Source organism: Janthinobacterium sp. GW460-12-1-14-LB5, assembly GCF_059423585.1.
In genome coordinates, this window is the sequence record NZ_JBWKYD010000016.1 from 130,280 (window position 1) to 156,093 (window position 25,814).

Sequence of the window (25,814 nt, forward strand, 5' to 3'; positions counted from 1 at the left end):
GCGGATATTTTCAGTGGCAGCATCGTTTTTCTTTCAGTATGGAGATTCTGATTTGATTTATTATTGCCATGTAAACGCGTATTTTCATCACAAGAAGTCCTGCAGAATTAACAATATGACAAGTGCAGGCCTGTTAGTGAGTGCGGATCCAGGCTGGCAAAAGAAGGAAGGCTGGGCACGCCGGGCGTTCAGTCGTCCACCAGATCGAAGTCGGCAAGCAAACCGTCCGCGGTCAGGTAAACCAGCAATTTGCGCCCTGGCTTGATGCCGCTGACATGGTAGGCAAGGACACTGTCCACCTTGCTGCCATGACGTTCGATCGCGCGACCAGCGACAGCTTGCTCGTGCAAAAAAGTGAGTGACTTAACATTGACGAGTTCGCCAATGGCTTGCGTGCCAAAGTTGCTCTTGATGCCAGGTGTCGCAAAATCCGAATTGGCCAGGGCGCTGCCGCCACGCGCTATGTCGGCCAGCAAGGCCTGCACACTCCGGGTACGCGCAGGCTGGGGGTCGGTGCGCGCTTTCAAAGTGTGCATCAGCGGGCCGATGCGCGGCGCCTTATTGGCTTTGCCCTTGGTCGTCACGACGACGTCCGTCACCTCTCCTTGTGCATCGACGACGAAAGCCAGTTCGCAATTGCGCGACGTCGAATGGAAACGGTGCGCGCCGACAGGCACGAAAGTTTCGTCGGGCAAGCCATCGTAAATGCTGCGCAGCTGGCCACCCCGCATATCGAAGGTGCCCATCGTGTTGTTCGCCAACTCGTAGCGGCCCGTGTAGCGGCTGAGCGCCCTGGCATCGATGTGGATGGCGGGGTGCTTGCGCAACACGTCGTAGTCGGCATCCGGCCAGCGATAGGCGCGGCCGATGGCGGCGGTCAGGCGGTCCATCATGCGGGAATTGTCATTCGCGTTAATCATGATCACGGCGCCCTGGCCCGTGCGGGAAAATGCCGTCAGCAAGGTATCGAAGCCTTCGTCGCGCCCGCCGTGCGAGAAGCGTTGCGCGCTGCCGCTGCCGTGCAGGAAGACGCCCAGGCCCGCGTTCTCTATTTGCGGGGTCAGCATCTGTTGCGTCAAGGCTGCCGAGATGACCGGGTTGGACGTGCCGGCCAGGGATTGCTGCACGCCGATGGCGAAGCGCGCCAGGTCCGATGCGTTGGTCCATAAACCGGCCGCCGCCATTTCCGGATACACATGCCAGCGTCCCGCCACCAGGCTGCGGTCGGCAAGGTGGCCGCTGGCATTCAGGCGCGCGCGCTCGGCTGGCGGCGGCTGCAGATAGGAGCTCTCCTGCATGCCCAAGGGCATGAGGACCGCGTCGCGCATGTAATCGGGATACGCCTGGCCGCTCACGTCGGCCACCATTTGTTGCATGACGGTATAGCCGCCACCGGAGTAACGCACCTTGCTGCCTGGAACGATGTCAACGCGGATGGGCGCGGTATTCGCCGGTTGCTCGCCGTTCAGCACCTGGACCACGGTGGGCAGCGGCGCATTGCTGGCGTAACCGGGGAAGCCGTGCACGGTCAGCCCCGCGTTGTGGCTGAGCAGCCTGCGCAAGGTCACCTTTTGTTCGGCCGTCAGGGCGCTGTCCGGCAGCTTCCACGTGAGCAGCCGGGTATTGACGTCCTCGTCAAGGGCAAGCTTGCCCTGCTCTACCAGGTGCAGCGCCCCCAGCGCGGCTACCGGCTTGCTGACCGAACCGGCCTGGAACAGTGTGTGCGGACCGACCGGCGTTTTGCCGCCCTTTTCCGTGACACCGTACCCTTGCACCCTGACAATCTTGCCGTTGTCGATGACGGCAAGCGACAGTCCGGGGATCTTCCGCATCTGCATTTCGGCTTTGATAATGTCGTCCAATGCGTCCGCCCGGGCACTACTTGCGAACAACAGGGTAACGATTACTGCCAGGGGATGAACTCGCATGAACGCCTCTTTCAATGGTGAATGACGGATATCAGTAAGGAAAGGTTGACGATACGTCACCTTGCCCGGCCACCATGCAGCATTGCGACAGGCCGTCAGATATCAGTCATGGGCGGTCATTTTCCCGGATGGGTTGCGGGCCGCATTGGCGGGCGCGAGCGCTTCTGGGCGGTTGCTGCTATTGGCAGCTTGCGCCCCAGAGCGGACGTAATCGCGTCACCACCATTTGCCGAACTTGTTGAGCGCTAAATGCAGCGCAAGCATTGACCCGGCATTGATCTTCAGTCGAATTGCGATGTTGTCGCCATCTTGTGACTGCCTTTTCGAACGAGGATTGATCGTTAGATACTCCTCAGATGAATGCCGTTCGAAGTGAAGTATTGGGTACTCGCTCATGTCATGCAGTCCCGCGTCGCTGCCGTCACGGAGGTCACTTTCGAATTGAACGAGGGCGTCATACGCAAACCAAAGGTGCTCCGCAGTCCAGTTGAAACTCTGGCTTCCGCTTGAATACTCAACTTCAAGCCGGACCTGGACGCCGAGATCCATCGGATCTACTTCTGCAAACCAAAGCTGGAACTTGAGGGGGCCTTCGACGAAAGCTACGTCAGCAGCCATCTGAGTCCTTTCCTGGGTGTGGTAATCTCGGGCTATCGCAATGGCCGCTCCTGAACAGTTGCCGCCTTTGGTCATCTTTGGTATTTGAATCAGCAGGCTTGTGATACATGGGCTCACTGCCGCGGTGACATGAGGTCAATTAACCGTTCCAAGAGCGCATTCGTGCGCTTCTGCTCGGCCACCAGGACCTGCCAACCGTTGTCAGCAAGTGCCGGTTCTGGTGCGGGCGGATCGATCCATTCATGCAGATCCAGGCTGTACCACCGGCTAGAATCCGCAAACTCGACTTTCGCAACCTTGCGCTCCAGAGCCCCGGGAACATGCAATTCGATCGCCTCTTTCAACATCTCGCGCGATTGTTTTGTACCGTGGTTCAAGAACACAGTTGTGGCTTTGTCGCCTTCTTCCGGAGGAAGTTTGTGATCAGTAAAAATGTATTGCAGTAATCCGCTCTGGTCGGCATGGCCTGAGTAATAGCCGCCCACATCGATTATCTGCGCGTGGATGTCGTCAAGGCGAAATACCGTGTCGTTGACCTGGATTTCCGTGAAGTCAGGAAGCACTCCTTCGATACGGCATTTGCCTAATTGTGCCAATTTTCCGCCCAGCGTGCCGCTGGCCATATAACCTGTAATCAGAATCACAGCCTGGTTCGAAGGTAACAGCTGTTCAAGGTGATCGACCACGCGACCTCCCTCGCACATTCCGCCGCCCGAAATCGTAATGTGAGCTGGTGGCGGAACTTTTGGCCTGAGTACTGGCTTCTTACTCTTGTAATCGTTTTTCTTCGAAGAAATCAGTCCTTGGTAGCGCAGCAGATGGGGCCCGAGCGCAATTTCGATGCCGGTCAATTCTTTATTGATGGGGAAAATGGTGCGGATCTTGTCATCAACTTCCGCTTCCGATGACAGTCGCAAGCGTTCGGCCATAAGCCTGTTGCGGTACAGCGTTTCGTCGGGAGCGCGTTTTTGCCTGCGGCATAATTCGGTACCGAAAACGCCGGTCATCCTCAGCGTCAGAGGAGAGTCCACATCGATTTTCAATGCCAGTGGTTTCGTATATCCCATCATAATGGATCGGAACTCAGCGAAATTCACCTTTGCATTGTCGACAAATCCATAGCGCGGTGCGTTACTCTCATCTGGTTCACGCGCCTCTATCGCATCACGCCACTGCTCTTGCACCGCTTCGGACTGTGCTTCCAATGCCCGCTTGATGCGCCCATTGGTGGCTTCATCCCACGAACCTGCAGCGATGCAATCGGCTATGGAGAAGACCGGTAAGATCGGAATATTGGCAGGCAAGCGGTCGTTTGGTGATTCAAGAATGCAAACTAGATCCAACAGAATTTCCTGCGTCCGCTGTAACGAGAATGCGGGAATCAAAATCTTGCCTCGATTGAACGCAGCATCCCTGATCACGTCGGTGAGCGCATCAAGGCGTGCAAGATAATTTGAAAAATGCGGAGAGCGAACCCGTGCCCCATAGGTGCTCTCCACCACCATATATTCAGGCACACCAAACGGCTCCTGCCGACCGGCGAGCAGCGGCTGGCAAGGATTGTCCTTCGTGTTGTTTCCCAGGTCGCCGCTCATGACAATATCTCCACGCGTGCCATCGTCGCGATTCCATGAAATCTTGAGCGACATCGCCCCGAGAATATGGGCAGTGCGTGTGAACGACACGAATAGATCGTCATCGACAGGAATATAGCGTGACAAGCCAAAATCAGGCCGCTGATCCACGCAGCTGAACTGAATCGCTTTGACGTCGTCCTCAGAGTAAAGGCCCGAAGAGAAACGGACACTGTCTAGCAGTGACAGCCGTGCAAGCTGCGCCGTGGCCGTTGTGCAAAAAACGACGCCTTGAAAACCATCGCGATAAAGTTTGGGAATGAGCCCGCAGTGATCGATGTGCGCATGCGTCAGAAGCACAAATTTGATGTCGGCGGCATCGAAAGGAAATTTTTGCCGGTTTTTGAGAAGTGCATGGTTTTCGCCCTGATGCAAACCACAGTCAACCAAGAATTGCACTTCTTTGCGGTCGTAAGAAAAGTGTGTGCATGAGCCTGTTACATGATCGTCACTGGCGCCGATAAATCTAATTCGCATTTAAAACCCTGAAGAAATAAGCGTCTGAAAGTCCTGCTTCTGGACGACAGCGGCCCCAGAGAATAGCGGATTGCCAAGCAAAAAAAATCACACATTGTCACACGACCGCGAATGTCCGCTTGTGGACCGATAGCGGACTAAGCAAAATGGAGCGCAACATCATGCGCCATGCCTTCCAACTGCCCTGCCGCAAACATGAGAACGAAAACAATCACTGCCCCAGCAGCTGTTCCAGCCTTCGCTGATCCCCCGCCGCCACAAACCACTCCCCCTGCCAGCGCTGCGTGCGCTGTGCCTGGATGGATTCCGGCGCGCACCAGGGCGGATACACGCGCAGCGCGCGCTTGCCTCCAGCTCCGGCGCGCGACATCACGCCCCGTTCCAGCAGCACGCTGCGCGGGAAGATGAAAAAGCCGTGCCGCGCGCCGCCGTCGTCGGTCACGGCGATGATGACGGCATCGACGGTGTCCGCGTCGTCCAGCGGGGCGATGTCGGCGTCGGGATGGGGGCGCTTCCAGACGGTGACGAACTGGCCCGTCTTCGTCGGCGTGGTCTTGGCCACGCGCAAGACCAGCCGCTTGCCGTGCAGTTCGGCGCGGCAGGCGCCGTAGTCGGCGCTCTCCGCTTCCGGCACGGGCGCTTGCGGCAAGCCGAGGAAGGCCCAGGGACTGGCCTTCATTGCGCGCTGAACTCGGCGGCAGCCTTCGCTGCCCACAGCGCTTCGGCGTGACTGGCGAACGGGCTGTCGTAGCCGTCGATATTGCCGTCTTCATCGACAAAATACAGCCACCAGCCGCCGCCCTGCTCGCGGATGGCCGTCTGGCCCGGCGCGCAATGGGTTTCAAGCGCCTGATCGGCGGCCAGGGTGGCGATGGTGATGCCGCGGTGAATAATATGCTGGGGTGTCATGGCAGCTAATGCAAAATAAATAATGGCGATAGTGTAGCCGCACCGCCCTGTCCTGGCCAGTGCGCTACACTATTGCTTCCTACGGAGGACAACATGGCATCACAGCAAGGCACGGTGGATTTTTTGCTCGACCAGATGGCGGGCGCGGGCAGTATCAGCGCAAAAAAGATGTTTGGCGAGTACGGCTTGTATTGCGACGGCAAGATGTTCGCCATCGTCGCCGACGACATGCTCTTCATCAAGCCGACGGACGCGGGCCGCGCCTGGATCAGTACCATGGGCACGCTGCAGGAAGCGCCGCCCTACCCGCAAGCCAAGCCGTATTTCCTCATCGATGGCGGGCTGTGGGACGAGCGCGACTGGTTGTCCCAGCTGGCGCGGCGCACGGCCGATGCCTTGCCGCAGCCGAAACCCAAGCCGCCGCCCAAACCGAAAAAAACGGCATCAAACAGCTAGTACGCTGTTCTCGCACGCCTTGCCCTGCAGGAAGCATTGCAGGTTGTGATAGGTGATGGCGGCGATCTCGCGCAGCGCCTCGATGGTAAAGAAGCCCTGGTGGCCCGTCACCAGTACGTTCGGGAAGGTCATCAAGCGCTGGAAGACGTCGTCGTCGATGATGTCCGACGAGCGGTCCTGGAAGAACAGATTGCTTTCCTGCTCGTACACGTCGATGGCGAGCGAACCGAGCTGGCGCGACTTGAGCGCCTCGATGACGGCGCCCGTGTCGATCAGGCCGCCGCGCGAGGTATTCACCAGCATGGCGCCCTTCTTCATCAGCGGCAACGTGGCTTCACTGATCATGTGGCGCGTGCTCTCCATCAGCGGGCAATGCAGCGAGACGATGTCGGCCTCGGCCAGCAGGCGCGGCAATTCCACCATCGTGCCCAGCTGGGCGAACGCGGGCGCCGGATACGGGTCATGGCCCAGCACCGTGCAGCCGAAACCTTTAAAAATGCGCGCCGTGGCCAGGCCGATCTTGCCCGTGCCGACGATGCCCACGGTCTTGCCGTGCAAGGTGGAACCCAGCAAGCCGTCGAGCGAGAAATTGCCTTCGCGCACGCGGGCGTAGGCGCGGTGCGTGTGGCGGTTCAGGGTCTGCACCAGGGCCAAGGTGTATTCGGCCACGGCTTCCGGCGAATACGCGGGCACGCGGGCAACGAACAGGCCCAGGCGTTTGGCCGCTTCCAGGTCGAGGTTGTTGTAGCCGGCGCAGCGCAGCAAAATGGCGCGCACGCCGTAGCCGTGCAGCGCTTCCAGCACGGGCGCGTCGAGCACGTCGTTGACGAAGACGCAGACGGCGTCCGCGCCTTGCGCCAGCACTACGGTTTCCTGGCTCAGCAAGGCGCTGTGGTAGACCAGTTCGATGCCAGCCGGATCGGGCTGGGACGGCAAGGCTTCGTCGAAGAAGCGGCGGTCGTAGGGCTGGCTGGCGAAGAAGGCGATTTTCATGGGGCGTCCTGGAACTTGCTGAATGGCAAAACATTATCATAGCGCAAGCGCCCCGCTTCCCGGCGTACGTCTGCCTCCTTGACTGCCTATTTGGGCTCGCGGGGCAAGGTCAGCACGTGGCGCAGGTAGGCCGTTTCCTCGGCGTGCTGCGCGTGGTAGCGTTCGCGCGCGGCGCGCATGGCCGCCTGGTGGGCCGCGATGCTGCCTTCCGTCAGCTCGACGCCGAAATCGGCCGGCACCGGCACGGCGCCGCCGAACAGGCGCGCCAGGATGAAATGGCCCACGTTGTCGCGGTAATGCGATGCTTCCCAGTAATAACGCATTTCGCGCCTGCCCGTCACCTGCGGGATAGGCTCGCTGGTGATGCTGTTGAAGCCGGAAAAATCGTACACGCGCACGTCGCAGCCCTGGCTGCGGTGGCGCTGCGCCAGTTGCGCCAGGTCGCGCTGCCAGGTTTCCATGGCGTCCCACTTGCCGCGCCAGTACAGGGCGTCGAGCGTGAGCGCGTGCGTGGGATTGATGTACAGGCGCAAGCGCGTGCCGCCCCGGCACAGCTTGCCGACGCTGGCATCGAAGGCTTGCAGCGCGGGCGCCGTCGGCCCCAGGCCGTCGCCGAATTCCTGCAACCGCGGCTTGAACGCGCGCGCCGTACCCACCCAGCCATGGTTGCGGGCCGTGATGCAGCCCTGGTCGCGCTGGCCGTCCAGGGCCAGGCTGGACAGGCACACGCCGTCATAGCTGCCGCTGAGGATGCGCCAGGTGTCCTGGGTCATGTCGACGGTGAGGCCGCGCTTAATGTTGAGCAAGGCGCGCCGCGCGAAAAACGCGGGGCCGCCAGCCGTCAAGCCCGGCTCCACGCCGGCCGAGCCCAGTTCCAGCGAAAACGAGGGCGCGTCGATGCCCCACACCATGGTGTCGACATGGCTGACCCTGGCCGCGTGCTCGGCCAGGCGGATCGCTTCGCCGATCGAGGCGCCCGAGACGGCGCTGTTAAAGATGCTCTTGCCATCGAACAAGGCGCGCACCCTGGTGGGCAAGCCCATTTCCGTGCGCGAATTGCCGATGTAGACGATGGCGGGCCGGTAGCGGGCCACGGCATACGTCTTGCCCCACACGGCGAGCTTTTCGTAGGTGGGACGCAAACGCTGCACCAGCGGCGTGTCCCACTGGTGCAGCAGATACGGATCGACGTGGTAATTTACGGCGGAGATCAGGGCCAGCGCGGCCAGCGCGCAGGCAAAGAAGATGGCGAGGTAGCGGCGGGCGGTAGTGTCCATGGTCGGCATAGGAAGTGGAGAAATGGCGTATGCGGAGTCTTGCATCAACGCCGGATCAGCGGCCCGTCCAGCACCCGCTGCGCATAGGCCGTTTCGCGCGCGTGTTCCACGCGGTAGCGGTCGCGCGCGGCGCGCATGGCCGCCTGGTGGGCGTCGACGTTGGCTGGCGTCAGCTCCACGCCGAAATCGGCCGGCGCCGGCGCGCCGCCGCCGAACAGGCGCGCCAGGATCAGGTGGCCGACATTGTCCCGGTAATGCGACACTTCCCAGTAATAATGCATGTCGGGCTTGCCGCTGACGAGCGGCGTCGCTTCCGTCGTGATGCTGTTGAATCCGGAAAAATCAACCAGGCGCACGTCGCAGCCCTGGCGGCGGTGGCGCTCGGCAATACTCACCAGGCCGCGCTGCCAGGCCTGCATGGCATCCCACTTGCCGCGCCAGTGCAGCGCGTACAAGGTCAGCGCGTGCGTGGGGTTGATGTACAGGCGCAGGCGCATGCCTTCCCGGCACAGCTTGCCGATGCTGGCGTCAAGCGCCAACGTCGAGGGCGGCGTCGGCCCCAGGCCATCGCCGAATTCCTGCAGCCGCACGGGTATCGCGTCCTTCGTTCCCAGCCAGTGCGCGATGCCCTTGCGGGTGCACGACTCGTCGCGCTGCCCGTACACGGCCAGGCTGGAGCGGCAGGTATCGCCGGCATTGCCGGTGAGGATGCGCACGCTGTCCTGCGTCATGTCCACCGTCAGGCCGCGCTGCAGGTTGACCAGGGCGCGCCGGGCGAAAAAGCCCCGTCCGGTGCCCGTCAGGCTGTTTTCCACGCGCGCCGCACCCATCTCCAGGGAAAAGGTGGGCGCGTCCATGCCCCACACCATGGTGTCGATGCGGCTGACCCTGGCCGCATGCTCGGCCAGGCGGATGGCGTCGCCGATCGAGGCGCCGGACACGGCGCTGTTGAACACGCGCTTGCCGTCAAACAGCGCGCGCACGCCCGTCGGCAAGCCCATTTCCGTGCGCGAATTGCCGATGTAGACGATGGCCGGCCGGTAGCGCGCCACGGCATAGGTCTTGGCCCAGGCACCGAGCTTTTCATTGATCTGGCGCGGGCGCTGCAGCAAGGGACTGTCCCACTGGTGCAGCAGGTAGGGGTCGACCTGGTAATTCAGCAGCGAGACGGCGCCCAGCGCCAGGCCGGCGCAGGCGCAGAAGCAGACGAGGTAGCGGCGGGCGGCGGCGTCCATGCTCAGAACTGGAAATAGAGAAATTCAGTGACCCGGTTCATGCCGAAGATGCAGGCGACGAACAGCGCGGCAAAGCCCACGCTCCAGCGGGCCGTGGGGCGCCAGCTGAAGGCCCAGCGCCCTGTGGGCTGAAATATTCTTTCAATGGCAGGCTCGTAGAGAAAGAATATTTCTTGCGTATTCGGCGCCTTGAAGGCCAGCAGCATGGCCGCCAGCAGCGCGGGCAAGCCCGGCCCCATCAGTTCGATCCAGCGGATGCCGTCGAACGCGGGATGCACGCCCCACTGCGCCAGGCTGGCCCCATGGCTGGCCAGGCCGCGCGGCAGGCTCACGCCGTTCGCCCCCAGCAGCGCGCCCGTGATGTCCCAGGCCGTGGCCACGTCGGGCGCGCGGAAGAAGACCCAGGCCAGCATCACGGCAAAAAAAGTCAGGACGCCGGGCCACCAGCGCAGCCAGCAGTACCCCGGCGCCGCGCCGAAGAGCCGCTGCCACGCCTGCTGCAGCACCAGGTACAGGCCGTGCAAGCCGCCCCAGATGACGAAGGTCCAGCCGGCGCCATGCCACAGGCCGCCCAGCAGCATGGTCAGCATCAGGTTGCGGTAGCGCATGGCTTCGCCGCGCCGGCTGCCGCCCAGCGGGATATACAGATAGTCGCGCAGGAAACGCGACAAGGTCATGTGCCAGCGGCGCCAGAAGTCCGCGATATTGGCCGCCTTGTACGGCGAGTTGAAGTTCAGCGGCAATTTCACGCCGAACAGGCGCGACAGGCCGATGGCCATGTCCGAATAGCCGGAAAAGTCGAAATACAGCTGGAAAGTGTAGGCCAGCACGCCGATCCACGCCTCGATCAGGGTCGGCGTGGCGCCGGCCGCGAAGACGGGCATGGCCAGCGGCGACAGGTTGTCGGCGATCAGCACCTTTTTTGCCAGGCCTATCGTAAAAATCGACAGGCCGATGGCGAAATTGGCCGCGCGCGGGTGGGCGTTGGCCGGGTCGGCGAACTGCGGCATCATGTCGCGGTGGTGCAGCACGGGGCCGGCGATCAGGTGGGGAAAGTAGCTGACGAACAGCACGTAATGGATGAAGCGGTATTCGCGCACCTCGCCCCGGTAGCAATCGACGAGGAAGGCGATCTGCGTGAAGGTAAAGAACGAGATGCCGATCGGCAAAATGATGTCGAGGCCGGACCACGGCAGGCTGCCAGTATTGGCACCGGCGGCACCGGCGGCGACGGCGACCGCGTTCACGCTGTCGATGAAGAAATTCGCATATTTATAGTAGGCGAGCAAGCCCAGGTTCAGTGCCAGGGCCGCCACCAGCACGCGCTTGCGGGCCGCGCCCGCGCTGGCACTGAGCAGGCGCCCGGCGCCGTAGTTGACGCAGATCGAGGCCAGCAGCAGCGGCAGATAGCGCACGTCCCACCAGGCATAGAAGAACAGCGAGGCCAGCGCCAGCCAAATCGCGGGCGCCAGGCGGCGCCCGCTGGCAGAGGTGCCGCCGGAGGTCGCCCAGCGGTCCAGCAGAAAATAGCCGGCCAGCACGATGGGCAGATAGGCAAACAGGAAGGCGAAGGAATTAAACAGCATGGCGTCTCCTGGCAGGCAAGGATTGCACCTGGTAGTAACATTCGGCGATCCGGGCCGCCACCCGTTCCCACGTAAAGCGTTCCACCAGGGCTTGCACGCGCGCGCGTTCGGGCGGCAGCGCCAGCAGGTCGAGGATGGCCTGGCGCTGCGCGGCGCCATCGTCCCAGGCCACCTTGCGCAGCGCGAACGCGGAATCGGGCAAGTCCAGCGCGCTTTGCGCCGTCATGACGACGGGCGTGCCGGCCGCCAGCGCTTCGAGCACGCTCAAGGGAAACACTTCGCCTTGGCTGGGCAAGGCCGCCACGGCCGCCGCATGGTAGGCGCTGGCCAGCAGCGGGTCGGCGTGGTCGAGCGCGCCCAGCCACCTGACGTACGGCAAGTCCAGCAATTGCTGCAGATACGCCTGCTGTTCCCGGGGCGCGGCGCCGATCAGCACCAGGGGCAAGCCGGCGCCCGCCAGCGCCTGCGCCAGTCCCAGCTGGTTTTTATACGGCGAAATGCTGCCCACCATCAGCGCGAACGGCCCGGTGATGCCCGTCTCGCGCAGGAACAGATCGCCATTGGCCGTGAAGAAATGCGGGTTAATGCCGTTCGGCAATACGCGGATGGCGTCGGACGGCATGCCGAAGCCTTGCACGATGGCGTCGCGCTCGGCCTCGCCCAGCGCGATCACCACGTCGGCCAGCTGCAGGGCGCGCCGCGTTTGCGCATAGCTCGTTTGCACCATCCACTCCGTCAAGCGCCCTGCCAGCCGGTCGGCCAGCCGCGCGCGCCAGGCGCTGGCGCGGCCCCATCCCGGCGACAGCAGCGGCGACAGCACCACGGGCACACCTTGCTCGCTGGCCATTTCCATGATGCGGTAAGTGCCATTACTGGCCGAAAACACGTGCAGCACGTCGAAATCGGCCAGCCGCTGATGGTTGGCGTCGACCAGCTGCACGTCCAGGGGCCGCGCCGGTTGCTGGGGCAGCCGGTTCAGCGCGGCGATGGTTTCGCGTACCTGGATCTGCAAGCCGCCGTCGCGCTGGAACAGCATCGGGTAGGACAGGATACCGACACGCATGGTCTTCCTTTCGTGCGCCCGCGCCGCTATCAACGGCTCAGTGCGGTGATTTGACGGCCAGCCAGCGGCCGGCCAGCTTGCGTTGCAACAACAAAAATTCGCCGGCCAGTTCATGCTTGAACAGGAACAGGCCGGCCAGCCAGCACAGCAAGGTCGCCAGCGCCGTGCCCGTCAGCGCCAGCAGCGCCGGCGTGTCGATAGGCAGCCACAGCAGCGAAGCGACGGGCGCGATGGCGCTGACACCGCACAGCAGCAAACTCTTGCGCAAGGCCCGCGCCAGGATGCGCCAGTCGAGTGCGCTCAAGCGCCGCAGGCAGCCGTAGCTCATCCAGCTGCGCAGTACATTGCTGAGCACCACGGCCCAGGCCACGGCCACCAGGCCGAACGGCGCCGCGGCCAGCAGCAGCGCCACCTTGCTTGCGCCCGCCCAGGCATCGAGCCGCACCTGCGCATGCAGCTGGCCCGTCGCCACGAACAGGTAGCGGGCCATGCTGAACATGCTATACACGGCCGAGGACAGGCACATGATGCGGATCAAGGGCACACAGGCCAGCCATTGCGAACCGTACAACACCTTGACCAGGGGCAAAGCCATACAGGCGAGAAAGAGAAAAAACGGCCAGGCCAGCGCCGTCATGTAGCTGATCGTGCGCAGATACACGCGTTCCGCCCCGCCCTGCCCCCCTTGTCCACTCCCCTCCCGCGCGCGCGCCGCGAACAGGGGAAACACGACGGGAGAAATCGCGCTGGTGATGGCCTGGTTAAAAATATTCAGCACGCTTTGCGCCTTGCCGAACAGGGCCAGGCTTTCTATGCCGATCAGCTTGCCGATGATCAAGTCCGGCGCCGCCACGCCCGCCTCGTCGACGAGTCCGCCTCCGGTCGCATACGCGCCAAAGCGGGCGATATCGCCGATGCCGCGCCGTCCCGGCAGCCACGGCAATTCCTTGGGCCGCACCAGCAGGCTCACCAGCAGCGAGGCGCAGGAACCGGCCAGCGCCGCCCATACCATGCTCATGTAACTGTAGCCCTGCAGCGCCAGCAGCACGGCCACCAGCAGGTTGACCACGCTGTTGGCGGCATTGATCGCATAGATGGCGCGAAAGCGCAGTTGCCGGCGCAGCATGGGCAAGGTCAAGGCACTGAACGGGATCAGCAGGAAATTGACCGACAGCAGCCGCAGCACGAGGGTCAGCCGGGGTTCGCCATAGAAATGCGCGAGCGGCGCGCTGGCCAGCAGCACCAGGCCCGCCAGCAGCCAGGCGACGAGCAGGCTGGTAGCCAGCGCGGCCCGCAATTTGACGGCATCGAGCCGCTTTTCCTGGATCAGGTATTGGCCCACGCCGAAATCGCGCACCACTTGCGCCAGCGCCACCAGCACGGCCCCCAGCGAATACACGCCCACCTCGGCCGGCGTCAGCAGCCGCGACAGCACCATGGTGGCGACGATGCCGAGCAGCAGCACCGTGTATTTTTCGGCAAACGAAAAGAAAAACGAGTGGCGGGTGGCGTTCATCCCCGTGGCCGGCGCCTACACGAGGCCCGCATAGAACTGGCGCAGCTGGCGTTCCAGGCGCGGCATCGAATAGCGCTGCACGGTTTCTTCGCGCGCCAGCCGTCCCATGCGGGCGCGCCGGGGCGCGTCTGCCAGCAGCTGCGCCACGGCGCCGCAGGCGGCGTGCTCGTCATCGAGCGGCAGCAGCAGCCCGCCTGCGCTATCGTGCAGGATATCGTGCGTGCCCGGCACGTCCGTCCCCACGGCCGGCACGCCGCAGGCCATCGCTTCGATGGTGGCGATGCCGAAGCCCTCGTTCTTGCTCAGCAGCACATGCAGGTCGAAGGCCGGCATCAGCAGCTCGACGCGCTGCCGGAAGCCGGCAAACACGACCCTGTCGTGCAAACCCGATTGCTGTGCCTGCAGCCGCAGCATGGCTTCCAGCGGCCCCGTGCCCACCAGTACCAGATATAAGTGGGGAAACTGGGGCGCCAGCCTGGCGAACAGGGCCAGCAGCGCTTGCGGGCGCTTTTGCGCGGACAATCTGGCCACGCAGCCGAGCACGAGCGCGTCCGGCGGCAGCCCGAGTTCCTTGCGCGCCAGTATTTTCCGTTCGGGCGAGACGATGAACGTGTCCGTATCGACGCCATTGGGAATGATGGCCAGCCGCGTCTGCGGCGCCAGCATGTCGCGGTACAGGTCGAGGAAATGCCGCATGGACGAGGCCGACACGGCATACACGCCCTTGACGCTGCGAAACGCCTCCTGCAACCGGGGCCGCTGCCAGTCGCTGAAGGTTTCCAGGGGAAACGCATTGTGCACGCTGATCACGGCCGGCAGCCGGCATTGCCGCGCCAGCCACAGGATGGAAGCGCCATATGCCGTCCAGCAAAACGCCACGTGGACCAGGTCCGGGCGCAGCCGCCGCAGCCGCCAGGCGCCCGTGACCCTGGCGCGCAGCCAGTTCCAGCGGCGCCAGGCCCAGTGTTCGAGAAACAGGGGCGGCTCATACACGCGCACCTGCACCTGCCTTGCGCGCAAGTCTTGTGCCCAGGCGGTAAAACCGGGAAAGCGCCGCAGCGCCAGCACGCTGTCATAGCCGTTCGCGCCCAGTATTGTCGCCTCTTGCGCCATGCGCAGCTCCATGCCGCCCAGCTCGCCGGAATAACTGCTGATGACGATGCGCGGCAAGCGTTTGCGCCTTCCACGCCACGCTTCATGAAAAAAGCCGCGCAGCCAGGCCCGCTCCCACTGGCGCAGGAACAGGTCGGCGTGGTCGCGCCGCAGCCAGGCCCGCACGGCGCCGAAGGTATCGCGCACGTATCTGCCCAGCATCCAGCGTGGCACGCCCAGCAGCTCCACGCTCGGCGCAAAGGTCGCCAGCCGGCACTGGCCCCGGCCGAACAGCATGGCGCGGCGCAGTATCCAGGCGCGCCGCACTTGCGGGGCACGGATGATGTGCGCCACCCGCGCTTGCGGACAGAACCAGGATGGGTTGCCGGCCGCATGCATCTCCAGGTTGAGCCGGGTTTCGCTGCCCATGGCGTAATTGGCCCCTTGCGGGCCGATGCTTTCGTCATAGCGGGCACCCGCCTCGAAGATGCGGCGGCGGATCGCCATGTTGGCGCCCCACACGAGCCCCGGATAGATGGGCGCGTCGCGCAGGTCGGGGCTGGTGATGCCCCACGTTAAGCCCACGGGGGTCAGGCGCAGCAGCCAGTCGGCCGGCCGTTCCCGCCAGGCGGGCACGATGGCGCCGCCGAACAGGGCGTAGCCGGGGTGGGCGCGCGCGCTGTCCTGCAGGCGGCACAGCCAGTCGGGCGCGGGCATGGCGTCGTCGTCGCCGAAGACGAACAGCTCGCCGCCGTCTCCGCCCAGGCGCAGGGCGTGCTCGACGGCGCCGTTCAGGGCGGGACTGCGGCCGCGCCGTGCCACATAGATATAGCTCAAGGGCAAGCGCCCGCGAAAGGCGGCGATCACCCGGGCCGTGGCATCCGTGCTGCCATTGTCGGCGATGACGAGGCGCCAGCCGCCCACGGGCGGGCGCAAGCCCATGTAGGCGCGCAATACCTGGGGCAAGGTGCCGGCGCCATTGTAGGTCGCCATGAGAACGGTCAACAAGGACATGCCTCCTTGGTCTTACCATGACAAAACTGATTGATGGTTTCAACAACACTCAACAGTATTGATCCAGTGTACTGAGCCTGCCCGCCAGCCCGTTGACAGGCATCAAGACCATGGCAACCCGGGCAAAACCAGGAGCGTCCCCCTTCATGCGCGACATCTTGATTACCATCATCATCCTGGGTTCGCTGCCCTTCATCCTGAAGTCGCCGGCCATCGGCGGCCTGATGTGGGTATGGGTCAGCGTGATGAACCCGCACACGCAAGCCTGGGGCTTTGCCACCCACTTGCCGTTCGCCTTCATCATCGCCATCGCCACCATGGTCAGCCTGCTCATGACGCGCGAGCCGAAAAGCCTGCCGCTCACGCCCGTCAGCGTGCTGCTGCTGCTGTTCGTCGCGTGGATGAATGTCACGGCCCCGTTCGCCCTGCTGCCGGAAGCGTCGTGGGTGCAGTGGAACAAGGTCATGAAGATCATGCTGATGAGCTTTGTGATCATGATGGTGATACGCACGCGGCGCGACATCGTGCGCCTGATCTGGGTGCTGGTGGGTTCGATCGGCTATTACGGCGTGAAAGGCGGCATCTTCACCATCCGCAGCGGCGGCACGGAACGGGTCTGGGGACCGGAGGAAACGTTTATTGGGGATAACAATGCCCTGGCCCTGGCCCTGATCATCACGATTCCCCTCATGTATTACCTGCAGCAAAACACGGAGAAACAGCGACGCTGGGTGCGCCATGGCTTGTCCGCCGCGATGCTGCTGTCGGCCCTGGCCGCGCTGGGCTCGTATTCGCGCGGCGCGCTGCTGGCGATTGCCGCCATGGGCCTGTTCATGTGGCTGAAAAGCGAACGCAAGCTGATGCTGGGCGCGCTGCTCGGTGCGGTCACGCCCCTGCTGCTGGCCTTCATGCCCGAGCGCTGGGCCGAACGCATGGACACCATCAACACCTATCAGGACGATGTGTCCGCCATGGGCCGCCTGAATGCCTGGCGCATGGCTTGGAACCTGGCGCGCGACCGTTTCCTGGGCGGCGGCTTCGACGTGTCCGACGCCGCCATCTTTGCCCGCTACGCGCCGAACCCCATGGACGTGCATGCGGCGCACAGCATCTATTTCCAGGCGCTGGGCGAACACGGCTTCGTCGGCTTGCTGATTTACCTGGCGCTGGGCCTCGCCACCTGGCGCACGGCGGCCGCCATCATCCGCCGCACACGGGGCCAGCCGGAACTGCGCTGGGCGCACGGCCTGGCCACCATGAGCCAGGCCAGCCTGATCGGCTTTGCCGTGGGCGGCGCCTTCCTCAGCCTGCTATATTTCGACATGCCGTACTACCTGATGGCCGCCCTGATCGCCACGCGCATCGTCGTCGAGCGCGAATTGCGCGCGCCGGCGCCCATGTCGCGCCAGGCCAAGGCCGAGGCCGAGGCCAGGGCCGCCGTCGCGGAGCAGCCATGACGGCCACCTTGTCCATCCTGATCTACCACCGCGTGCTGGCGCGGCCCGACCCGCTGTTTCCCGGCGAAGTGGACGCGGCCCTGTTCGAGCGCCAGCTGCGCCTTGTCAAACGGTTTTATGCGCCGCTGCCCCTGTCCGAGGCCGTGCAGCGGCTGCAGGATGGCAGCCTGCCGCGGCGCGCCGCCTGCATCACCTTCGACGACGGCTATGCGGACAATGCGCAAGTGGCCCTGCCCCTGCTGCAGCGCCATGGCTTGCACGCCACGTTTTTTATCGCCACGGGCTACCTCGATGGGGGGCAGATGTGGAATGACACGGTGATCGAGGCCGTGCGCCACGCGCCCGGACCCCGGCTCGACTTGCGGGAACTCGGCCTGGACTGCCTGCCCGTCGCCAGCCTGGCGCAGCGGCAGGCGGCCATCGCCGCCTTGCTGGGCCAGCTCAAATACCTGCCATTTGCCCGGCGCCAGCAGCTGGCCATGCACATCCGCCGCCAGGCAAGCGCCACGGCGGGCCCGGCCGCCATGCTGAGCACGGCCCAGCTGCGCCAATTGCAGGCGGCCGGCATGGGGCTGGGCGCGCACACGGCCAGCCACCCGATTCTGTCCACCTTGCCGGACCACGCCGCGCAGCGCGACATCGCCGACGGCAAGCACCGGCTGGAAGACTTGATCCAGGCGCCCGTCACCCTGTTTGCGTATCCGAACGGCAAGGCCGGGCGCGATTACGGCGCGCCGCACGTGGCGATGGTGCGCCGCCTGGGTTTCCAGGCGGCCGTGGCGACGGACTGGGGCGTGGCGCGCCCCGGCGCGGGGCTGGACTTGCTGCAACTGCCCCGCTTTACGCCGTGGGATCGAGGACGGCTCGCGTTTCTGTGGCGCTTGCGGCAAAACCGCCGGCAAGCGCACCCAGCGCCGCCGGATGCTGGCTGAGCCACTGTTCCAGCATCAGCAGCAGCCACACCATGGTGCCGTGATAGGCCGGGTGTTCCGCCAGCAAGCGCCCCTTCAAATCGTCGATGAAGGCGGGCCGCACGATGCCGCGCCCGCGCAGCTGCGTCAGGTTGTCGAAGGCAAATTCGCGCAGCGGGGCGTGGCTGTGCAGCCACTGGCCGAAAGGCAAGCCGAAGCCGTGCTTTTTCTTGCGCACGATGGCCGGCGGCAGGATTTCCGCCAGCGCCCGCTTGAAGAAGGGCCGCAATTGCCGGCCGTCGAGCTTGTCCCGTGGCGCCAGGCGCGACGCAAACGCCACCATCGCGTCGTGCAGGAAGGGAAACGCCGCTTCCACGCCTGCCAGCTCGCACGCCTTGCACACCTTGAACAGGTCGTTGTCGGCCAACGTAAAACGCATGTCCAGGGCCAGCATCTCATTGATCTGGCTCAAGCCCTGGCCTTGCCGCTCCCAATACGCGCCGTTCACGCAGCCGGGCGCCACGCCCGGGTCGATGGTGTCGATAAAACCCGCTTCCAGCACCGTGCGGTAGCCATGGCGCAGCAGCAAGTTATAGCCGTCCAGCCGGGCCGGCAGCGGCAAGCTCGCCTGTTCGATATAGCGGCGCGCCTTGTCGCCCAGGCGCCACGGTTGATTTATCCGTTCACGGAACAGCAGCGGCTCGATGATGGCCTGGCGCAAGATGACGGGCAAGCGCTCGTACTGCGACAGCAAGGCCTGGTGCGCATAGCGCTCGTTGCCGCCGAACAATTCATCGCCGCCGTCGCCGCCCAGCAGGCGCGTCACGCCATCCTCGCGCGCCATGCGCGCGCAATAGTAGGCGGGAATGGCCGAGGCATTGCCGAAAGGCTGGTCGAAGATGGCCGCCATGGCGGGGATGGCGGCCAGCACGTCGCCGGGCGTCACGTAGCGCTCGTGGTGGATGCTGCCCGCATGGCTGGCGGCCAGGCGCGCATACGCCATTTCGTCATAGCCGGGCGCATCGAAGCCGATGGAATACGTGCGCGCGGGGCGGCCCGTCACTTGCCCCATGATGGCGGCCAGGGTGGAACTGTCCGTGCCGCCGCTGAGAAACGCGCCCGTGTCCGCCCCGTCCGCGCCCAGGCTGCTTTCCACGGCCTGGCGCAGCAGGCGCAGGAATTCCTGCTTGTTGGCGGCAAAGCTGGCGCGCGCGCGCCCTGCCGCCGGCTCGTGGAAGGCCAGTTGCCAGTAGCTGCCCTTGCATTGCTTGCCGCCCCGTACATGCAGGTATTCGCCGGGCAGCAAGCGCTGCTGGCCCAGATAGGCCGTGGCCGGGCCTGGCACCATGTGGAAGTACAAATAGTGATACAAGGCTTGCGGATCGAGCGCCCCGCGCACGGATGGATGGGCCAGCAAGGCATCGTGGGAAGAGGCAAAGAACATCCCCTGCGCATTGCTCGCATAGCTGAGCGGATGCATGCCGGCGCGGTCCACGGCCAGCAGGGCCGAGCCGGAAAAGGCGTCGAGGATGGCTAAACAGAATGGCCCGGACAGGCTGGCGCAGGCGGCCACGCCCCGGCTCAGCCACAGGGACGCGAGGCGGCACGCCACGTCGTCGGCCGAACCGTCGAGCACGGGCCGGCCCCAGATGGCCACTTGCAAGCCATCTTGCTGATACACATGGCGGCTGCCGTCGATGGCGGCCACGGCCACGCCGCCCACTTCGCTGAGGCTGGCGGCCAGCGGCGCGCCATCGAAACGCGACAGGGGCGCGGCCATGCCGGCCAGCGCCGTGGCCGCGCCATCATCGGCATCGGCGGCGGCCAGGCCAGCAGCGCCGCCTGCCTTCCCCAGCCAACCGCACAGGCCGCTCATACGAGCACCTCGGCCGGCAAGGGATGGCCGAGAAAAGCCGTCGGGCTGGCCGTCAAGCCGTAGGCGCCCGACTGGAACACCACCACCAGGTCGCCCTCCCCGGCGCGCGCCATTTCCATCTGGTCGGCCAGCAAGTCCAGCGGCGTGCACAGCGGCCCCACGACGGACGCCACTTCGCGCGGCCCGCCGTGCAGGCGGTTGCCGATGGCGACCGGGTAATTCTTGCGGATCAGCTGGCCAAAATTGCCGGAAGCGGCCAGGTGATGGTGCAAGCCGCCGTCCGTCACTAAAAATACCTGTCCATGCGATACCTTGCGTTCGAGCACCTTGCACACATAGATACCCGCCTCGGCCACCAGGTAGCGCCCCAGTTCCAGGTTCAGGCGCACCCCGGGCGCCGCCTGGGCCAGCAGATCGAGCTGCCGCTGCAAGCCTTCGGCCACGGGCGCCAGATCCAGGGCCTGGTCGCCGGGAAAATACGGCACGCCGAAGCCGCCGCCGATATTCAGGGTGCGCAACGGCGACGGCGCGCTGTCGGCCAGCTGCAGTGCCAGTTGCACGCTCAGCGCCTGCGCCTCGGCCAGGGCCGCGCCCGACAGGCTTTGCGACCCCGCATACAGGTGAAAGCCGTGGAAATCGAGCCCCAGCTGGCCGATGCGGCCCAGCAACGCGGGCACCAGGGCCGCATCGACGCCAAACGGCTGCGCCCCGCCGCCCATGCGCATGCCCGTGCGGCGCAAGGCGAAATCGGGATTCACGCGCACGGCCACCCTGGCCGTCATGCCCAGCCGTTCGCTGGCCAGCGCCGTCCTTTCCAGCTGCGCGCCGGACTCCACGTTAATCAAGACACCCGCGGCCACGGCCCGCGCCAGTTCGCCATCGCGCTTGCCCGGCCCCGCAAAACTGATGCGCTCCGGCGCCAAGGGCGTATCGAGCGCGGTCGCCAGTTCGCCGCCCGAGGCCACGTCGATGCCGTCGACCAGGCCCGCCAGCCACTGCACCACGGCCGGCATGGGATTGGCCTTCATCGCGTAATGCACGTGCACCCCAGCGGGCAAGGCGGCGCGCAATTGCGCCACGCGGCGCGTGATGTGCGCCCGTTCATACGCATAGAATGGCGTGCTGCCCACGCGCTGGGCCAGCCGGTGCAATGGCACCCCGCCCACCTGCAGCACGTCGTTTTCCACGGCGAACTGCTGCCCCAGGGCCGCGTGCAACGGCAATTCCATATTGTTCGAGCGGATCAAGTCCTTCATGCCGCATCTCCTGATTGGACCGCATACGCCTGCGCCAGTTCCCTGGCCAGCAAGGGGCGGTCGATCTTGCCGTTCGGATTGCGCGGCAGCACGCCGTCGCGGATTTCCACCCACAGCGGCACCATATAACTGGGCAGGCGCGCGCGGCAGGCGGCCAGTATGCCGTCGCGCTGCAATGCGACACCGGGCGCAGGCGTGACGAGCAAGGCGATGGCCTGGCCCAGCACGGCATGGGGCAAGCCCAGCGCTGCCGCCTCGCCCACCAGCCCGCTCGCATACGCGACTTCCTCGACCTCGGCGGGGCTGACCCGGTAGCCGGACGTCTTGATCATGTCGTCGCTGCGGCCCACGAAATACAGATAGCCTTCCGCATCGCGGCGCACGGTGTCGCCCGACCAGACGGCCAGTTCCGGCAGCACCAGGCCGCTCGCCTGCGGCGGCAAGGGCTTGAAGCGCTCGGCCGTGCGCGCCGCATCGTTCCAGTAGCCGAGCGCCACCAGCGCGCCACGGTGCACGAGTTCGCCCGGCTCGTCGGCGTCGCACACGCTGCCGTCGGGACGCAGCACCAGCACTTCCGCGTTCGGGATCGCCTGTCCGATGGAATCGGGGCGCCGCTCCAGCTGTTCCGGCGCCAGGTAGGTGGAACGGAACGCTTCCGTCAAGCCATACATCAGGTAGACCTGCGCGCGCGGCAGCGACTGGCGCAGCCGGTCGAGCGTGGCGCGCTGCATCACGCCGCCCGAATTGGTGATGTAGCGCAAGGGCGTGGACAAGGGCCAGCTCAGCTGCGACAGCTGCACCCACAGGGGCGGCACGGCGGCCAGGCCCGTGATGGCTTCCTGCTCCACGGCTTCGACTATGTCGCGCAGCAACAGATAATTCATCAGCACGGCACAGGCGCCGCTGGCAAAGGCAGTCGTCAGCTGGCTCAGGCCGTAATCAAAGCTGAGCGGCAGCACGCACAAAATCCGGTCGTCCGGCGTATTGCGCAGATAGCCCGACACGCTGAGCGCGCCCGCCAGCATGTTGCGGTGTGACAGCACCACGCCTTTCGGCCGCCCCGTGCTGCCCGAGGTATATAAAATGGCGGCCATGTCCGTATCGATCGCCGCATGCGGCCTCGGCGCGGGGCCGCCGGTAGCGGGCACATCGCTGGACACCGCAGTCCACGCCAGCACGCGCAGCTTGCCCAGGCGCGATTCCGGCAGCGGTTCGCCCGTCAGCAGCACCGTTTGCAAGTCCGGGCAGGCAGCCAGCGCGGGACCCAGCTGGGCCAGGCGTTCGCGCGAGGTGACGAGGATGGCCACGTTGCAATCGGCCAGGATATACGCCACCTGTTCCGGCTTGAGCAAGGGATTGACGGGCACGAACACGCCGCCGGCGGCCGCCGCGCCAAACATGGCGCGGACGTTTTCCGGGCGTTTTTCCAGGTACACGGCCACGCGCGCGCCGCGCCGCAAGCCCAGGGTCAGCAGGGTAGCGGCCGCTTCGCGCACGGATTGCGCCAGCGCGGCATAGCTTGTTTCTTCGCCCTGCCACGACAGGCCCGGCGCGTGGGGCGCGCGCTGCGCCGTTTCAAAGATCAGATCGTGTATCAGTGTCGCCATCGTTTCGTCCCCGGATTGCCATGATTGCCATGCATTCCCCTATGATTCAGACAAACGGCCACAACGGTCTTGATTTTGATCAATTAACAGTTTCAGCAGCACAGCTTGAGCCGGCGCAACATCGTCCCCCGGCCGCTGCGTTCTAATGGACAGCGTTGGCTGCATAGCCGCCCCATCCGTTACCACCATGGCTCCGTCCCCGCGATTTCCCCTGCTGCAACGGCTTGCCGCCAGCCTCGATCAGCTGGGCTGGCGCGACAGCGCCTGGCTGGCCGTGGCGCGCCTGCTGGAAAGCGTGCCGGGCGGGCGCTGCGCGCTATATCGTTATCAATTCGTCGCGCAGGCCGTGGCGCCCGGTTCGCTGTGCCGCGGACGCGGCCAGTCGATTGCCGTCGCGCCCTGCCTGGCGGAGGCGGACTTGCCGCCCGGTCCCGAACGCCGTCCCGGCGCGCTGCGCGAACGCTACCGGCAAGGCGCGCAATGCCTGGTGGCGCGCGACAAGTCCGGCATGGCCGGCTGGATCTGGCTGTTGCGCCACGGCTGCCAGGAAGACGAGGTGCGCGCCCGCTATGCGCTGGCGTCGCAACAATCGTCGTGGGACCTGGACGTGTGGGTGCATCCCGAGCGGCGGGGCGGCCTGGTCTTCGCCCGCCTGTGGGAAGAAGCCAATGCCGTGCTGCACGCGCAGGGCGTGCGCTGGACGTGCAGCCGCATCTCGCGCTTCAACCGCGCCTCGCTGGGCGCCCATGCGCGCCTGGGCACGCACGCGCTGGGCACGGCCACCTTTATCCGCTGCGGGCGCTGGCAATGGATGGCCGCCAGCCTGCCGCCATATATCCACCTGTCGCGCCGCCCCGACGACATCCCCTGCCTCGCCTTCGATACGTCGACCCTGCCGCACTACCCTTCCCTGGAGCTGACATGCCGCATCTTGAAGCAGTAAAACGCATCCTCGACACCGCGCTGGGCTTGAACGGGCGCGCGCTGGAAGCCCACACGCCGCTGCTGGGCAGCGTGCCGGAACTCGATTCGATGGCCGTGATCGGCGTGATCGCCGCGCTGGAAGACCATTTCGGCATCATCGTCGCCGACGACGACATCCACGCGCGCCACTTCGCCACCGTGGGCACCCTGCACGATTTCGTGTTTGCAAAGCTGCGCGGATGAACAGCGCCGCCCTCGACGCGCTGCCGCTGCTGCCCTTCTTCCTGCCCGCCAGCGGCGGACAGCGCTACTGCCTGCTGCACCTGCCGGCGCCGGGCCGCGGCGCGCGCGGCGGCATCGTGTATGTCCACCCCTTCGCCGAGGAACTCAATAAAAGCCGCCACGTGGCCGCCGCGCAGGCGCGCGCCTTTGCCGCCGCCGGCTACAGCGTGCTGCAGATCGACCTGTACGGCTGCGGCGACAGCAGCGGCGACTTCGGCGAGGCACGCTGGGACATCTGGCACAACGACCTGCACCTGGCCTGCGCGTGGCTGGCGCAGCGCGTCGACGGTGCCTTGAGCGTATGGGGCTTGCGCCTGGGCGCTCTGCTGGCCCTCGATTTCGCCAGCCGCGCGCCGCTGCCGCTGGCGCGCCTGCTGCTGTGGCAACCGGAAGCCGATGGACGGCGCGTCATCGACCGCTTCCTGCGCCTGCGCCTGGCGTCGGGCATGCTGGCCGGCGGCACGCATGAGGCGCCCGGCCATGCCCGCGCCGCGCTGGCGAATGGAGATTCTGTGGAAGTGGCAGGCTACCTGCTGGCGCCAGAACTGGCGCAGGCCATCGATAGTGTCAGCGCATCCGCCCTGCTGCCGTCCGTGCCCGTCTACTGGCTCGATTACCAGGCGCCGGAACAAGCTGCCGCTCCCTTGCCGCCGCTGGCGCGCCACTGGCGCGCACACGGCGCCGCCGTGCACGTGGCCAGCTTCGGCGACGGCCCGTTCTGGCACAGCGGCGAACTGCTGGCCTGTCCGCAGCTGCTGCACGCCACGCGGCTACTCTGCCGCGACTGGCTCGACGAGGAAGGGACGCCGCCATGAAACGCGACAGCAGTCAGCCGCACCTCGCAGGGCACGGCGTGCGCGAGCTGGCCCTGCGCTTTCGCAGCGCTGCCGAAGACGGCGAGGCGCGGGCGCACATGGTCGGCATCCTCAGCCTGCCCGCCGTACCGGGCCCGCGCGGCGTGTTGATCGTCACGGGCGGGCCGCAGTACCGGGTCGGCAGCCACCGCCAGTTCGTCCTGCTGGCCCGCGCCCTGGCCGCGCAAGGCTGGCCCGTGCTGCGTTTCGACTTGCGCGGCATGGGCGACAGCGAGGGCAGCGCGCGCGACTACCGCGCCGCAGGTCCCGACATCGCCGGCGCGCTGGCGCAATTCTTCGACGCCGTGCCCTCGTTGCGCGAAGTGGCGCTGTGGGGCTTGTGCGACGGCGCCACGGCGGCCGCCTGCCATGCGCCGCGCGACGCGCGCGTCCAGGCCCTGGTGCTGCTCAATCCCTGGGTGCGCAGCAGCGCCGGCCTGGCGCGCGCCACCTTGCGCCATTATTATTTGCCGCGCCTGCTGCAAGGCAGTTTCTGGCGCAAGCTGGCCAAAGGCGGACTGCGGCTGGGCGCCAGCCTGGCGTCGCTGCGGCAGGTGGCGGCCGCCACGCAGGAACAGACGACGCCAGACAACGATGCGCCCGCGCCGGCCCTGCTGCGGGCATTGACGCAATTCCAGGGCAAGGTGCTCCTGATTCTCAGCGGCGACGACCTCGGCGCGCGCGAGTGGCAAGCGCTGCTCGCTGGCGATCCTGCCTGGCGCGCCGTGGCCGCGCGCGCGCAATGGACGCAGGCGCAGGTGGCGGGCGCCAACCACACGTTCGCCAGCGCCGCCTGGCGCGGCGCAGTGGAACAGCAGTGCGCACAATGGCTGCAGTCATGGTAAAAAC

General features: G+C 65.4%; 22 protein-coding genes. 7 read left to right on the top strand and 15 right to left on the bottom strand.

The window, feature by feature from the left end; translation table 11 throughout:
- Positions 1–188: 188 nt before the first annotated feature.
- From AC07X6_RS17820 to AC07X6_RS17840, 5 genes are all read right to left on the bottom strand, one after another.
- Positions 189–1,928: a serine hydrolase gene (locus tag AC07X6_RS17820; protein WP_494791857.1), complete on the bottom strand. Its 1,740-nt coding sequence runs from the start codon at positions 1,926–1,928 to the stop codon at positions 189–191.
- 216 nt (positions 1,929–2,144) lie between these two features.
- A complete protein-coding gene (locus tag AC07X6_RS17825) occupies positions 2,145–2,546 on the bottom strand; it encodes a hypothetical protein (RefSeq protein ID WP_494791858.1) in 402 nt (133 codons plus the stop codon).
- A 113-nt stretch (positions 2,547–2,659) separates the two neighbouring features.
- Entirely contained in the window at positions 2,660–4,657 is a 1,998-nt protein-coding gene (locus AC07X6_RS17830; protein ID WP_494791859.1) for an MBL fold metallo-hydrolase, read from the bottom strand.
- A 211-nt stretch (positions 4,658–4,868) separates the two neighbouring features.
- Complete coding sequence (locus tag AC07X6_RS17835) at positions 4,869–5,336, bottom strand: MepB family protein (RefSeq protein ID WP_494791860.1); 468 nt, start codon at positions 5,334–5,336, stop codon at positions 4,869–4,871.
- Complete coding sequence (locus AC07X6_RS17840; protein WP_230538064.1) at positions 5,333–5,566, bottom strand: hypothetical protein; 234 nt, start codon at positions 5,564–5,566, stop codon at positions 5,333–5,335. Before AC07X6_RS17840 ends, AC07X6_RS17835 begins: the two co-directional genes overlap by 4 nt.
- A 93-nt stretch (positions 5,567–5,659) precedes the next feature.
- Here AC07X6_RS17840 and AC07X6_RS17845 point away from each other — a divergent pair, with 93 nt between their 5' ends.
- Positions 5,660–6,022 (top strand): TfoX/Sxy family protein, encoded by a 363-nt coding sequence (locus AC07X6_RS17845; protein ID WP_474291130.1) that lies wholly within the window; start codon positions 5,660–5,662, stop codon positions 6,020–6,022.
- On the opposite strand, the gene AC07X6_RS17850 is transcribed toward AC07X6_RS17845, so the two are convergent.
- From AC07X6_RS17850 to AC07X6_RS17880, 7 genes are all read right to left on the bottom strand, one after another.
- Complete coding sequence (locus AC07X6_RS17850) at positions 6,011–7,015, bottom strand: 2-hydroxyacid dehydrogenase (RefSeq protein WP_494791861.1); 1,005 nt, start codon at positions 7,013–7,015, stop codon at positions 6,011–6,013. The genes AC07X6_RS17845 and AC07X6_RS17850 overlap by 12 nt on opposite strands.
- Positions 7,016–7,101: 86 nt before the next feature.
- Positions 7,102–8,292, bottom strand: coding sequence for a hypothetical protein (locus AC07X6_RS17855; RefSeq protein ID WP_494791862.1), 1,191 nt, complete (start codon positions 8,290–8,292; stop codon positions 7,102–7,104).
- A gap of 44 nt (positions 8,293–8,336) precedes the next feature.
- Entirely contained in the window at positions 8,337–9,527 is a 1,191-nt protein-coding gene (locus AC07X6_RS17860; protein ID WP_494791863.1) for a hypothetical protein, read from the bottom strand.
- Between the two features lie 2 nt (positions 9,528–9,529).
- On the bottom strand, positions 9,530–11,113 hold the full coding sequence (locus tag AC07X6_RS17865; RefSeq protein ID WP_494791864.1) for an MBOAT family O-acyltransferase: 1,584 nt from the start codon (positions 11,111–11,113) through the stop codon (positions 9,530–9,532).
- Complete coding sequence (locus tag AC07X6_RS17870; protein ID WP_230538070.1) at positions 11,103–12,176, bottom strand: glycosyltransferase family 4 protein; 1,074 nt, start codon at positions 12,174–12,176, stop codon at positions 11,103–11,105. The genes AC07X6_RS17865 and AC07X6_RS17870 overlap by 11 nt, the downstream gene beginning before the upstream one ends.
- Before the next feature lie 37 nt (positions 12,177–12,213).
- The gene (locus AC07X6_RS17875; protein ID WP_494791865.1) at positions 12,214–13,692 is read right to left on the bottom strand and encodes a lipopolysaccharide biosynthesis protein; all 1,479 of its coding nucleotides are present in this window, start codon (positions 13,690–13,692) and stop codon (positions 12,214–12,216) included.
- 15 nt (positions 13,693–13,707) lie between these two features.
- Positions 13,708–15,792, bottom strand: coding sequence for a glycosyltransferase (locus AC07X6_RS17880; RefSeq protein ID WP_494791866.1), 2,085 nt, complete (start codon positions 15,790–15,792; stop codon positions 13,708–13,710).
- Between the two features lie 152 nt (positions 15,793–15,944).
- Between AC07X6_RS17880 and AC07X6_RS17885 the strand changes: the two genes are divergently transcribed.
- Together AC07X6_RS17885 and AC07X6_RS17890 are read left to right on the top strand one after the other, a co-directional pair.
- Positions 15,945–17,255 carry a putative O-glycosylation ligase, exosortase A system-associated gene (locus AC07X6_RS17885; RefSeq protein WP_494791867.1) on the top strand — a complete coding sequence of 437 codons (1,311 nt, stop codon included), beginning with the start codon at positions 15,945–15,947 and terminating at the stop codon, positions 17,253–17,255.
- Positions 17,252–18,187 (top strand): polysaccharide deacetylase family protein, encoded by a 936-nt coding sequence (locus AC07X6_RS17890; protein WP_494791868.1) that lies wholly within the window; start codon positions 17,252–17,254, stop codon positions 18,185–18,187. Before AC07X6_RS17885 ends, AC07X6_RS17890 begins: the two co-directional genes overlap by 4 nt.
- Here the strand turns inward: AC07X6_RS17890 and AC07X6_RS17895 are convergent.
- Genes AC07X6_RS17895 through AC07X6_RS17905 form a run of 3 tightly spaced genes read right to left on the bottom strand, consistent with a single transcriptional unit; the run spans position 18,096 to position 22,905 of the window.
- Positions 18,096–20,042, bottom strand: coding sequence for an asparagine synthetase B family protein (locus AC07X6_RS17895; protein ID WP_494791869.1), 1,947 nt, complete (start codon positions 20,040–20,042; stop codon positions 18,096–18,098). The two genes, AC07X6_RS17890 and AC07X6_RS17895, sit on opposite strands and share 92 nt — an antisense overlap.
- On the bottom strand, positions 20,039–21,298 hold the full coding sequence (locus AC07X6_RS17900; protein ID WP_494791870.1) for a pyridoxal-dependent decarboxylase, exosortase A system-associated: 1,260 nt from the start codon (positions 21,296–21,298) through the stop codon (positions 20,039–20,041). The genes AC07X6_RS17895 and AC07X6_RS17900 overlap by 4 nt, the downstream gene beginning before the upstream one ends.
- Entirely contained in the window at positions 21,295–22,905 is a 1,611-nt protein-coding gene (locus tag AC07X6_RS17905; protein WP_494791871.1) for an acyl-CoA ligase (AMP-forming), exosortase A system-associated, read from the bottom strand. Before AC07X6_RS17905 ends, AC07X6_RS17900 begins: the two co-directional genes overlap by 4 nt.
- Positions 22,906–23,092: 187 nt before the next feature.
- On the opposite strand from AC07X6_RS17905, the gene AC07X6_RS17910 reads away from it, so the two are divergent.
- The 4 genes from AC07X6_RS17910 to AC07X6_RS17925 are packed head-to-tail and all read left to right on the top strand — an operon-like array spanning position 23,093 to position 25,810.
- On the top strand, positions 23,093–23,848 hold the full coding sequence (locus AC07X6_RS17910) for a GNAT family N-acetyltransferase (RefSeq protein WP_494791872.1): 756 nt from the start codon (positions 23,093–23,095) through the stop codon (positions 23,846–23,848).
- On the top strand, positions 23,827–24,072 hold the full coding sequence (locus AC07X6_RS17915) for an acyl carrier protein (protein WP_494791873.1): 246 nt from the start codon (positions 23,827–23,829) through the stop codon (positions 24,070–24,072). The genes AC07X6_RS17910 and AC07X6_RS17915 overlap by 22 nt, the downstream gene beginning before the upstream one ends.
- On the top strand, positions 24,069–24,926 hold the full coding sequence (locus tag AC07X6_RS17920) for a hydrolase 2, exosortase A system-associated (RefSeq protein WP_494791874.1): 858 nt from the start codon (positions 24,069–24,071) through the stop codon (positions 24,924–24,926). Before AC07X6_RS17915 ends, AC07X6_RS17920 begins: the two co-directional genes overlap by 4 nt.
- On the top strand, positions 24,923–25,810 hold the full coding sequence (locus AC07X6_RS17925; RefSeq protein WP_494791875.1) for a hydrolase 1, exosortase A system-associated: 888 nt from the start codon (positions 24,923–24,925) through the stop codon (positions 25,808–25,810). Before AC07X6_RS17920 ends, AC07X6_RS17925 begins: the two co-directional genes overlap by 4 nt.
- Positions 25,811–25,814 lie beyond the last annotated feature (4 nt).